11 protein-coding genes are annotated in these 10,495 nt (G+C 59.8%); 4 read left to right on the top strand and 7 right to left on the bottom strand.

The window, feature by feature from the left end; translation table 11 throughout:
- Positions 1-62: 62 nt before the first annotated feature.
- The 7 genes from QZ822_RS05500 to modA form a co-directional block, all read right to left on the bottom strand.
- Positions 63-1,256, bottom strand: a complete 1,194-nt coding sequence (locus QZ822_RS05500) for a ThiF family adenylyltransferase (protein WP_294643194.1) — start codon at positions 1,254-1,256, stop codon at positions 63-65.
- A 128-nt stretch (positions 1,257-1,384) separates the two neighbouring features.
- Positions 1,385-1,891, bottom strand: coding sequence for a molybdenum cofactor biosynthesis protein MoaE (locus QZ822_RS05495; protein ID WP_070675902.1), 507 nt, complete (start codon positions 1,889-1,891; stop codon positions 1,385-1,387).
- The gene (locus tag QZ822_RS05490) at positions 1,881-2,399 is read right to left on the bottom strand and encodes a molybdenum cofactor biosynthesis protein B (RefSeq protein WP_294643192.1); all 519 of its coding nucleotides are present in this window, start codon (positions 2,397-2,399) and stop codon (positions 1,881-1,883) included. The genes QZ822_RS05495 and QZ822_RS05490 overlap by 11 nt, the downstream gene beginning before the upstream one ends.
- Before the next feature lie 55 nt (positions 2,400-2,454).
- A complete protein-coding gene (gene moaC / locus QZ822_RS05485) occupies positions 2,455-2,955 on the bottom strand; it encodes a cyclic pyranopterin monophosphate synthase MoaC (RefSeq protein ID WP_044150196.1) in 501 nt (166 codons plus the stop codon).
- 108 nt (positions 2,956-3,063) lie between these two features.
- Positions 3,064-4,443: a molybdopterin molybdotransferase MoeA gene (locus QZ822_RS05480; RefSeq protein ID WP_294643190.1), complete on the bottom strand. Its 1,380-nt coding sequence runs from the start codon at positions 4,441-4,443 to the stop codon at positions 3,064-3,066.
- A gap of 124 nt (positions 4,444-4,567) precedes the next feature.
- On the bottom strand, positions 4,568-5,443 hold the full coding sequence (locus QZ822_RS05475) for an ABC transporter permease (RefSeq protein ID WP_219100812.1): 876 nt from the start codon (positions 5,441-5,443) through the stop codon (positions 4,568-4,570).
- A gap of 149 nt (positions 5,444-5,592) precedes the next feature.
- The gene (gene modA / locus QZ822_RS05470; protein WP_070846813.1) at positions 5,593-6,399 is read right to left on the bottom strand and encodes a molybdate ABC transporter substrate-binding protein; all 807 of its coding nucleotides are present in this window, start codon (positions 6,397-6,399) and stop codon (positions 5,593-5,595) included.
- Positions 6,400-6,631: 232 nt separating this feature from the next.
- Between modA and moaA the strand changes: the two genes are divergently transcribed.
- The 4 genes from moaA to QZ822_RS05450 all read left to right on the top strand — a co-directional run bounded on the left by moaA (position 6,632) and on the right by QZ822_RS05450 (position 10,408).
- Positions 6,632-7,843: a GTP 3',8-cyclase MoaA gene (gene moaA / locus QZ822_RS05465; protein WP_294643188.1), complete on the top strand. Its 1,212-nt coding sequence runs from the start codon at positions 6,632-6,634 to the stop codon at positions 7,841-7,843.
- Positions 7,844-7,970: 127 nt separating this feature from the next.
- Positions 7,971-8,237: a MoaD/ThiS family protein gene (locus tag QZ822_RS05460; protein WP_294643186.1), complete on the top strand. Its 267-nt coding sequence runs from the start codon at positions 7,971-7,973 to the stop codon at positions 8,235-8,237.
- Positions 8,237-8,944, top strand: coding sequence for a molybdenum cofactor guanylyltransferase (locus QZ822_RS05455; protein ID WP_294643185.1), 708 nt, complete (start codon positions 8,237-8,239; stop codon positions 8,942-8,944). The genes QZ822_RS05460 and QZ822_RS05455 overlap by 1 nt, the downstream gene beginning before the upstream one ends.
- Before the next feature lie 150 nt (positions 8,945-9,094).
- The gene (locus QZ822_RS05450; RefSeq protein ID WP_070831798.1) at positions 9,095-10,408 is read left to right on the top strand and encodes a molybdopterin molybdotransferase MoeA; all 1,314 of its coding nucleotides are present in this window, start codon (positions 9,095-9,097) and stop codon (positions 10,406-10,408) included.
- Positions 10,409-10,495: the final 87 nt, after the last annotated feature.

The raw sequence follows: 10,495 nt of genomic DNA, 5'->3' as shown, positions 1-10,495 counted from the left end.
GATATTTGGCATGGAAAATACGAGATAAAAATCTTGCCTAATTCACACTAAATAAGGGTGTTTTAGACCGTAAGCCAGGCGGAAATTCCACCCTCCAGCATGTACACGGGACGCCGTTCCAGAGGCGCTATTTCACGAGCTGCCTCGACTGTTCTGGTGTATCCAGTGCAGTAAATAACGATTTTCTGGGCATTTGCGGGGATTTTACGCTCAATCAGGGCTTTGAGAGCGCCATTTCGACCCGCCTCAAGCAATTCAGTGAGGGGCAGATTAATGGCACCTTCAATAGCGAAAGCGTTGAACTCCACCTGCTCACGAACATCTAAAAGGGCAATATTTTCACTCGCTGACATCTTTTTAAGGTCCTGAGCGTTCATCGAGCGAAGCTCCGAGTTGACGGAAGAGCTTGTAAAATCCTGAGAAATATTACGAATTATTACAGGATTTTTGGGCTTATGACTCGTTTCTTGAGGCAAAACGGCACTTTTCTTAGGTACAGCTTGCACGCTAGCTACAAGAGGTATATATTCCCACCTCCCACTTAACGCCGAATATAGGCCAACCTCACCCATAAGTGGCTCCCCCACTCCGGTCAGCAGCTTCACCGCCTCCATGGCCATCGCAGCACCCACCACGCCAGCCATGGCACCCACCACACCAGCAGTACTACACGACGGCACGCTACCGGCAGCAGGAGCCTGCGGATACAGGTCCTCGTACACCGGACCGTGCCCAGCCCAAAACACACTCAACTGCGCATCAAAACCAAGAATCGCAGCCCATACATGCGGAATCCCGGCACGTGCCGCCGCCGCCGACACCACATAGCGCGACTCAAAATTATCGCTACCGTCCAGCACCAAATCAGCGCCTGACAGAAGCTCATCAACATTCGCCTCCGTCAAACGCTCACGCACCGGCACAACCTCAATAAAAGGATTCAGCGAGCGCAAAGACTCTGCGGCAGACTCAGCCTTAGAATTGCCCACCCTGGCATGCGTATGAATCACCTGGCGGTGTAGATTCGAAGCATCCACGAAGTCATCATCCACCACCACAATCTGACCAGCCCCGGCACCCGCCAGGTACAGCAGAGAGGGAGCGCCCAAACCGCCAGCACCCAGCACCACCACACGCGCGCCCTTGAGCGCCAACTGAGCCTCATAGCCCATTTCGGGCAGAATCAGCTGACGAGAATAGAAGGCACGCTCGGCGGCAGAGAGCTCGCTCGCGCCGGTTGAAGGCTGAGAAGACATAGGGGTTCCTCGAGTCACGTAGTAGAGGCGGCTTGAGATTTCTGGGATCCAAGCCTCAAGGAGAATAAGCCTGCCCGAGAGAAATCCCCCTGACAGGCTTATATAGATATATAAGAATATTCAGAAGGCTAAGCGGGCGAAGTATCCACGCCAACCCACTCGATGCTTCCATCGAGCAGTTCCTGTTCTTTCCAAATCGGCACACGAGCCTTCACACGGTCGGCAACGAGCTCGCAGGCGTCAAACGCGCGGCCGCGGTGAGCAGCCGCCGCCATCACCGTCAGAGCCGACTCGCCGATAGCAATCGGGCCCACGCGGTGCACAGCCCACAAGCGCACGCCGTCCAGCTCGGCAGCAACCTCGGCGGCAACCTCCGCAATATACTCACGAGCCTGCGGATGCGCGCTATAGGACAGCCCGCGTACCGCGCTACCGTGATCATGGTTGCGCACAATGCCGTCAAAAATTACCAGGGCACCCATGGCGTCAGTCATAACCTCAGCCTTAGCCGCCGCGTACAGCGGCTCCAAGGGAGCCTCCGTAATATCGGTGAACACCACGGTCGAGCCGCTCGGCTCAGCACCGTGCGTACCCGAATGGTCGAGGGAATCTTCGTTCTGCGACTTAGTGGTCATGGTAGTCCTCCATCTGACGGCAAATGTGCTCAACAATCGGGTCGAGGGTTGCCACGCCGTCCTTCACGCCGCCGCGAGAACCGGGCAGGGTCATCACGAAGGTGCGGTCAATGACACCCGCCACGCCGCGTGAAAGCACCGCCGCGGGAACGTTCTTCAGACCGTTCATCCAGAAGGCGTGCATAATGCCGGGAACTTCCTTGTCCAGGTGGGGGCGCACAGCCTCCACGGTCTGGTCGTCAGAGTTCAGACCGGTGCCGCCACTGGTCAGGATGAAGGTCGGCAGGGTGCCGTTCTTCTTACCATCGGTCACCAGGGCGTTGAAGTACTCGACAATATCGCGGTCTTCAATGACCACGGCATCCGGGGTGTCGAAGCCGCGCGAGCGCAGCCACTCCACGGCGATGGGGCCGGACTTATCCTCGTACACGCCGCGGGCTGCGCGGGTGGAGGCGACAATGACCAGACCGGTCAGGTTCTCCGGCATGGTGTACTCTTCGCTACTCATTGGAATTCCTTTTCTGTATTTACCAGATGGTGGTGGGGCGATGTTCCGCCGGGGCTTAGGAGTCCTCGCGGACAGACCAGTCGCCGGACTTGCCGCCGCTCTTCTCCAGAACACGAATATCGGTAATAACGGCGTGCTTATCGACTGCCTTAATCATGTCGAAAACGGTCAGTGCTGCCGAGGAGACGGCGGTGAGCGCCTCCATCTCCACACCGGTCACACCGCGGGTCTTCACGGATGCTTCAATACGCACGAAATCGGTGCCGCGCTCGAAGTCCACCGTGATCTTGCCCAGGGGCAGCGGGTGGCAGAGGGGAATGATTTCCGGGGTGCGCTTAGCGCCCATAATGCCGGCGACGCGTGCGACGGGCAGGGCATCACCCTTGGGCAGGTCGGCGTCAAAAATCATGGCGATAACGTCTTCGCGGGTGCGCACGGTCGCCTCAGCCAGGGCGGTGCGGGTGGTAACAGACTTCTCCGTAACATCCACCATGTGTGCCGAGCCGTCGGCACGCACGTGGGTTAGTTCCTGGTTGGGCTGAGAGGTAGAGGTCATCGTTTCTCCTGGCTTCTGTGCGGTGTTCTTCTGCCGCGAATCGTTAGTTAGTGTGAGTCTCAATTATTCCCTGTCGCTCTGGATGGGAACAATGCGGGGGTGCGTCGCCTAGTTATCGGTGAGGCGGATCCGGTGGTAGGGTACTGCTTCTCCCCCGGTGTAGGTGGTTCCGGGCGCCAGCTCAATGAGCACATCCGCCTGTGCGGCGCGGTGTAGCAGGTGCGAGCCGGAGAGCACGTCGGGGTAGAGCTCCACCCGGTAGGTTCCGGGTTCCACCTCCACCATGGCGAGGGTACCGCGCAGGAACTGGCGTTTGGTTGCCGGGGCGGTGAGCGGGGTGTCGGTGACGAGCACGCCTCGGGGAGCATTGTTCAGCGTTGCTTGTTCGGAGGCAACCGCATAGGGCACACCGTAGGGGCCGCCTGCACGCAGGTAGGGGCGCAGGATCAGCGCGTACGAGATGAGGGTGCTCACCGGGTTGCCGGGGAAGGAAATCATGGGCACGCGATGGCCCTTGAAGTCGAGAACGTTTACGCCCTGCGGTCCGCCGGGCTGCTGGCTGACGTGGCCGAACCAGGAGACGGGCACCAGGATGTCGGCTTCGTGTGCCTTGGCGATGGCGTTGCGCACCACTTCGTATTTACCGTGGCTGATGCCTCCGGAGGTGATGATGATGTCCGGTTTGAAGCTCTCATACTCTGCTACGAGGCGGTGCAGTAGCTCGATCGGGTCGTCACCGATAGCGATGCGCCGCACCTCCGCTCCGTCTTCGCGGAGCATGGCGGTGAGCATGGGGCCGTTGGCGTCAAAAATCTGCCCCTGAGCCAGCTCTTGCGAGGTAGCGGTGCCGTCTTCTTCAACACCGGAAAGAATCTCGTCGCCACCGGTGCATACGAGCACGCGGGGGCCTGCCGCAACGGTCAGGCGCGCATAACCCTGGGAGGCGAGCGCACCGAGCAGGGCGGGGGTGACGCGTTCACCGGCACGTGCGAGTACCTGGCCGGTGACGACGTCTTCACCGCGGCGGCGGACGAACTGTCCGGGCTTGCCGGGGGCGAGTTTGACCTTTTCGCTGGGGCGGCCGAAGGATTCGGGCAGGTCGGGGTATTCGATGCGTTCAGACTGTTCGACGGGGATGACGGCGTCGTAGCCCTTGGGGATGGGTGCGCCGGTCATGATGGGGTAGGTCAGGTCGTCGGAGGAGCGGGAGCGCTGTAGCGGGCGTCCGGCGGGGATTTCGCGGCCGACGGTGAAGATACGGTCTTCGCGGTCAACGGCTGCCGCGGTGAGGGCGTAGCCGTCCATTTGGGAGTTGTCGAAGCTGGGTACGTCCATGCGTGCGGTGACGTCTTGCGCGAGGATGCGTCCTGCCGCGTGGTAGAGGGGAACCGTTTCTGCGGTGCCGATAAATACTTCGCGCAACAGTAGCGCCAGGTAGGCGCGGTATTCCTCGGTGCTAGGGGTTCCATTGAATTCGGGGGAAATCATGGCGGTTCCAATCGTGCGGTGGCGGTTATGACTAGTGTAGGTGTGTGTTTGTGGGCTGGTAAATGCAGTTTTGCCTAAGGACCGGTGTATGCCGGGTGGTATGCGGGGCAGGCGGCGGAGTGGCTTATCGGGTGCTTTCGCGTAGTTTTTTGAGGGCGCGAATCAGGCCGAGGACCCCAAAGATTCCCAGGTAGAGGCTGATGAGGATCAGGGCGCTTCCGAGGGCGCTGGGAATGTCGCTGCTGTTGATGGCTAGGTCAATGGCGAGGGGTATGGTTTGGGTTTTGCCTTGCACGTTGCCGGCGAAGGTGACGGTTGCACCGTATTCACCGAGTGCACGAGCGAAGGAGAGGAGAAAGGCGGTGGCGAGTCCCGGCGCGGCGAGGGGCAACAACACTTTGAAAGTGATTTCTGCGGGTTTAGCGCCTTCGACGAGAGCGATTTCCTCATACTCACGGGGTATGGCTTGCAGGGTGGTAACCGCGGTGGCGACAAAGAAGGGCAGGGCGACGAAGACCTGGGCGATAATCACCGCGTTCGAGGTGAACGGGATAGAGATTCCTGCCTGGTAGAGGTAGGTACCGATCATGCCTTTGCGTCCCCAGAAGAAGAGTAGCCCAAGGCCGGAGACCACCGGTGAGAGAATCACCGGGGTGTAGATGATGGCGTAGAGGACCGACCCGAAACGGTGCAGCCGCGAGCGGTTGAGCACTTTAGAAAGCACGAGTGCCAGGGGTGCGCCGAGAAGACCACAGATGAGGGTGGATGCGGCGGCGGTGCCGAGAGAGAGGTTAGCCGCCCCGAGCACCTGCGGGGTGAAGATGCTGCCGAGCTGGCTCCAGGGGATGTTGAGGAAGAGCCCGAGAAGCGGACCCGCGATGAGGAAAATACCCAGCGACGCCGGAACCAGGAAGAGCACGGGCACGGAGGCGAAGAGGCTGCTCCCGGGCGTGCGTGAGGCGCCGGCGCGGCGGCGGGTGGTTGCGGTGCTGTCTGTCATGGGTATTTCTCGGCGTATTTCTTCGGGGTCTTGAGAGCGCGGCAGGAGACGCGTTCAGGATGCGGCGGCTTGCTCGTTGAGCGTGCCGCCGCATCCTGCGGGTGTCCGTTCTGCGCTCCGGGTTTCAGCGGTGCGGAACGGCGCTAGCGTTACTTGGCGGTGCTGAAGCCGTAGTCGGTGAGGATCTTCTTCGCCTCATCGGAGTTCTTCAGCCATTCGTTGAACTTCTTTGCGGCTTCGGAGGAGGAGCCGGTCTTGCTCAGCGCTGCGGGGTATTCGTTGCGTTCCACGTCGGTCAGTTCGACGGAACCGAGGTTGGCGCCCTTCTTCTTGGCGGCGGCGAGGTCGGTGGTGTAGATGAAGCCCGCGTCCGCGTTACCGGTGGTGACCTTGGTCGCTACGTCGGTGACCTTGCTTTCGGTGGTTGCGTTCTTGAGGGTGATGTCGTGCTTCTTCAGTTCCTGGTGGGCGATGGTGCCGCAGGGAACGTCTTCCTTGCAGACAGCGACGACGCCTTCGGTGGTCTTGAGGTCGTCAAGGCTGTTGATCTTGCCGGGGTTACCTTCGGCGGTGACGAGCACGAGCTTGTTGGTGACCAGAACGTTGGTTTCGGAAGTCGAGAACTGGTCGAGCTTCTTTGCCTTGTCCATGTTCTTGGTGTCTGCGGTGATGAGCAGGTCGGGGGTTGCACCCTGCTCGATCTGGTTGACGAGCTTTGCGGAGCCTTCGTAGACGAAGGTGACGTCTACGCCCGGGTTGGCGGCTTCGTATGCCTTTTCGAGGTCTGCACCGGCGTTGTTCAGGGAGGCTGCGGCGAAGACTTCGACCTTGCCGGAGGCTGCCTGGCTGCTTGCTGCAGATGCGGTGGACGATGAGGAGCTCTGGGTGGCGCCGCATCCGGTGAGGGCGAGGGTTGCTGCCGCGAGCGCGCTGAGGGCTGCGAGGGGGCTCTTCATGAGGTATTTCCTTGGTTGGTTCGTACTGCTATTGGAGGTGAGGTGCGTCCATGTGCGGGCTCTATGTGACGTTCCGTGTACGTCCCTAGCTTGTACACGTGTTGTTGCGTTGTCACGGTAGTCTGCGGTGGCGCAGTTGTAACTTACCCTTCACACACTATGTAAGGGGCGCCGGAACATGGAATAATCATATTGTCACCTGAAATATGCAAATTTTCCACATAGGTTTTACATGGCGTACACGGCGAATTCGGCCTCTTCTGAACTCATTGCGGGCCCAACGTTAAGCACCTTATCTTCTGCGGAGGGTAACGGGGCTGCTTTTGTTACGCCCGAAAAATCTGAGAGCGGCGTCAAGCCTGCGCGTAAGCTCCCTAATATTACGAACAGCGGTCCGCTCTTGGACCGTTGGGGTCGCGTGGCGACGGATCTGCGTATCTCTCTGACCGATAAATGTAATCTTCGTTGCATTTATTGCATGCCGGCGGATGGTTTGCAGTGGCTTCCGAAGGATAATCTGCTCTCCGCCGAGGAGATTGCGCGCCTTGCCGATATTGCGATCACTGAGCTGGGCGTGGAGGAGATCCGCTTTACCGGTGGTGAGCCGCTGGTCCGCGCTGATTTGGTGGACATTATTTCTCGCATCCATGAGGCGCATCCGAGCATTCCGTTGGCGATTACGACGAACGGTATTGGTTTGGAGAAGCGTGCCGCCGCCCTGGCGGAGGCTGGTCTGACCCGCATCAATGTTTCTCTGGATACGATTTGCCGTGAGACCTTTGCCGAGCTGACCCGCCGCGATAAGCTCGACGCCGTGCTGAAGGGCATTGACGGCGCTGCGGAGGCTGGTCTGTGGCCCATCAAGATTAATGCTGTGCTGATGCCGGATCTGAATGATGATCAGGCTCCGGAGCTTCTGCGCTGGGCGTTGGCGGGCGGCTATCAGCTGCGTTTCATCGAGCAGATGCCGCTGGATGCCGATAACCGTTGGACCCGCGAGGGCACGATTACTGCCGCTGAGATTCGCGAGAAGCTGTCGGCTGAGTACGTCCTGGGTTCGGTAGCTGAGGCGCGTGGTGACTCCCCCGCTCAACTGTGGGAGGTGTACCCGCTCGGTACTGCCCTGGATGAGGCGGGCTTCCCGACTGACGGTACCGAGTCGCTGGGCCGCGTGGGCATTATCGCCTCGGTGACGGAATCGTTCTGCAATGCGTGCACCCGCACCCGTCTGACGGCGGACGGCAAGATTCGCTCGTGCTTGTTCTCTGACACTGAGACTGACCTGATGCAGCTTCTACGTTCCGGCGCTGACGATAAGGAGCTGGCTCTGCGCTGGCGTGAGGGCATGTGGTTTAAGCCGCGTGCGCACGGTAAGGAAGACGCTGACTTCGATATTGAGGAGTTCGCGAAGGCGAGCCGCTCGATGAGCGCTATTGGTGGCTAAGACGCTACCCTATTTATTAGCCGAATATACAGTCAGATATGCGTGGGACAAGGTCTTTTACTGGCACCTTGCACCCCCTGGCTTTCGGCTACCCTACTCAGAGTTTGATCAAGGATTGAGGAGCATTATGCAGGTTCATTTTTTCGCTGCCGCACGTGCCGCGGCGGGTACCGCGCAGCTGTCGGTGCCCCTGGCTGAGCTGCCGTCTGCAACTCTTGGCGCGCTGATTGAGTATCTGGGCCAGAACTCGGAGGGCACGACCCCGTCGGGCCTGACTCTTGCGCAGGTCATGGAGCAGTGCTCGTTCCTGGTCAATGGCGCCCGTTCTGATGCGCAGGCACCCCTGCAGGATACCGATCGTGTGGACGTTCTGCCTCCCTTTGCGGGTGGATAATGCGGGCGGATAAGATGCCCGGTTCTGAGCTTGCCGCTGAGGGTGATTTTTCGTGCGCCGCGGTCGTTGTTGCCGGAGGCGCTTCTCGCCGTCTGAACCATGTGCCGAAGGCGTCCCTGTCTGATGGCACGAGCACCCTACTGGATTGCGCCCTGGAGGCGGTGGCCGCCGCGTCCCCGCGTGTGGTGGTGGGTCCTGAGAGCCTGCCGTTGCCTACCGGGGTGTTGCGTACTCGTGAGGATCCGCCGTTTTCGGGTCCTGCCGCGGCGATTCATGCCGGGTTGGAGTGTATTGCGGCGGATTGCGAGCGCTCGCAGACCCCGTTGCCGGGCTGGTGCCTGATTTTGGGTGTGGATACTCCGCGTATTGCTCCGGCGGTTCAGCAGTTGCTTACCGCTGCGCGGGGTGCCGAGCAGACCGCGACTACCTTCTCCACCACCGGTTCTGAAGCGCCCAGTGACTCTGAAGCTTCTGAGGGCTTCTGGGGTGTCTCTGAGGGCATCTATCAGCCGCTGGTGGGTATTTACCGCTTTGAGGCGATTCGTTCGGTCTTTTCGACCGGTACGACTGACGCTTCTGTTCGTTCTTTTTTGCGCCGTTTGAGCCCGGTGGCGGTTCAGATGTCTGCCGCTGACACCGCCGATGTTGATACGTGGGAGCAGGCGCAGGCTCTCGGCTATACGACCTCGCTCTGGTCGAGTTATTAGCACGAGTTATTAGCATCTGAGGCGCGCAGGAGCGCTAGTTGCCAAGCTACGAGTACCCTAGTGGTAGGTCTCAGTTCTTAACGCCCGACCGGGCGATGTTTTTGAGCTCGCGCGCTGTTGCGCGTCCCGCACACACTTTTATGAGGTACGATGTCTCACCATATTCCTTCTGTTTCGTGGCAGCAGGCCCGCCAGATTCTGCATGAGCAGGGTCTGGAGATTGCTCACCATGTGAAGACGGAGTCTTTGCCGCTGTTGGCGACGATTGGCCACTATTTGGCGGACGACGTTTATTCGATGATGCCGGTGCCCCACTACAGCTCTTCGGCGATGGACGGTTACGCGGTGGCGGGTGCGCCTCCGTGGCGTCTGGTGACCCCGGCGTACCCGGAGGATTCTCGCGCGAATATTCACCGCCTGACCGTGCCGATTGCACCGGGCGAGGCGACCCCGATTCTGACGGGTGGTTTGATTCCGGAGGGTGCTGAGGCGATTGTGCGTGAGGAGCATTCCCGCCTATATGAGGGTGCGGAGGCTTCTTTGCGTCCGGGCGTGAGCGCTCATTTGGAGACTCAGTCGAGCATTCATTACCTGGATATGGCGGAGGGTTTTGAGCCTCCGGCACCGGGTGCTGATATTCGCCATGCCGGTGCTGAGTTGGAGCGTGGCGAGCTGTTGGCGCGCCACGGCGACCGTATTTCTGCGCGTATGGCGGCGTTCTTGGGCACGAATGGTTTTGATGAGTTGCCGGTGTATGCTCCGATTCCGGTGCGTTGCGCGTTTACGGGTAATGAGGTCATTACGTTTGGTGTGCCTGCGCCGGGTCAGGTGCGTGATGCGTTTGGCGGCTTTATGGAGCATGCGATTATTTCTGCTGGCTGTGAGGCGCGCCCTTCGATTCGCCTGGCGGATGTTGAGTCTGAGTTCCGCACGTTCTTGTCCACGTCGACGGCTCGTGTGCTGGTGTTTACGGGCGGGTCGAGCACTTCGGGTGTTGATTTGGTGCGTAAGGTGCTCAACGATATGGGTGCGACGTATCTGTTTGAGTCGGTGGATGTGCGTCCGGGGCACCCTGCATTGGCTGCGCGCCTGCCGGTTCCGGAGACAGGCCCGAATTCGGGTCGTGAGCGTTTTGTGCTGGGTCTGCCGGGTAATCCTTTGGCGGCTTACACTGCCCTGTATTCGTATTTGCCGCCGCTTCTGGCTGGTATGAGGGACATGCCTCTACCGGAGCTGGATTCTGCGGTTCTGGGTGAGCCTGTTGATACGTTGCGTAAGCCGGCGGGGGCTCGTCTGCTTCCCGTGTCGGTGCGTGATGGTGTGGCGTATCCTCTGCCGAAGTCGGCGTCGCATATGCTGTCGTCGTTGGCGGCGGCTACTCACTGCGCGGTGTTGGATGATTCTTCGGTTCGGGGTTCTGCCCATGAGGTGGGGGCTCGGGTTCCGATTATTCCGGTGCTGTAGTAAGGCGCTATTTTCCGGCGTTGGAATGTTTATGCGGTATGCGGTCGGGGTATAGTAGAGAGATATGTCAATCGTTTAGCATACCGA

It is taken from the genome of uncultured Rothia sp., from assembly GCF_916715725.1.
Lineage (GTDB): Bacteria > Actinomycetota > Actinomycetes > Actinomycetales > Micrococcaceae > Rothia.
The sequence above is the reverse complement of the archived record's forward strand: the minus strand, read 5'-3'. Positions and strand labels throughout refer to the sequence as shown.

Excerpts from the sequence above, each read along its gene's own strand:
- QZ822_RS05500 (WP_294643194.1), bottom strand. The coding sequence starts at position 1,256 with ATGTCTTCTCAGCCTTCAACCGGCGCGAGCGAGCTCTCTGCCGCCGAG.
- QZ822_RS05495 (WP_070675902.1), bottom strand. The coding sequence starts at position 1,891 with ATGACCACTAAGTCGCAGAACGAAGATTCCCTCGACCATTCGGGTACG.
- QZ822_RS05490 (WP_294643192.1), bottom strand. The coding sequence starts at position 2,399 with ATGAGTAGCGAAGAGTACACCATGCCGGAGAACCTGACCGGTCTGGTC.
- moaC (WP_044150196.1), bottom strand. The coding sequence starts at position 2,955 with ATGACCTCTACCTCTCAGCCCAACCAGGAACTAACCCACGTGCGTGCC.
- QZ822_RS05480 (WP_294643190.1), bottom strand. The coding sequence starts at position 4,443 with ATGATTTCCCCCGAATTCAATGGAACCCCTAGCACCGAGGAATACCGC.
- QZ822_RS05475 (WP_219100812.1), bottom strand. The coding sequence starts at position 5,443 with ATGACAGACAGCACCGCAACCACCCGCCGCCGCGCCGGCGCCTCACGC.
- modA (WP_070846813.1), bottom strand. The coding sequence starts at position 6,399 with ATGAAGAGCCCCCTCGCAGCCCTCAGCGCGCTCGCGGCAGCAACCCTC.
- moaA (WP_294643188.1), top strand. The coding sequence starts at position 6,632 with ATGGCGTACACGGCGAATTCGGCCTCTTCTGAACTCATTGCGGGCCCA.
- QZ822_RS05460 (WP_294643186.1), top strand. The coding sequence starts at position 7,971 with ATGCAGGTTCATTTTTTCGCTGCCGCACGTGCCGCGGCGGGTACCGCG.
- QZ822_RS05455 (WP_294643185.1), top strand. The coding sequence starts at position 8,237 with ATGCGGGCGGATAAGATGCCCGGTTCTGAGCTTGCCGCTGAGGGTGAT.
- QZ822_RS05450 (WP_070831798.1), top strand. The coding sequence starts at position 9,095 with ATGTCTCACCATATTCCTTCTGTTTCGTGGCAGCAGGCCCGCCAGATT.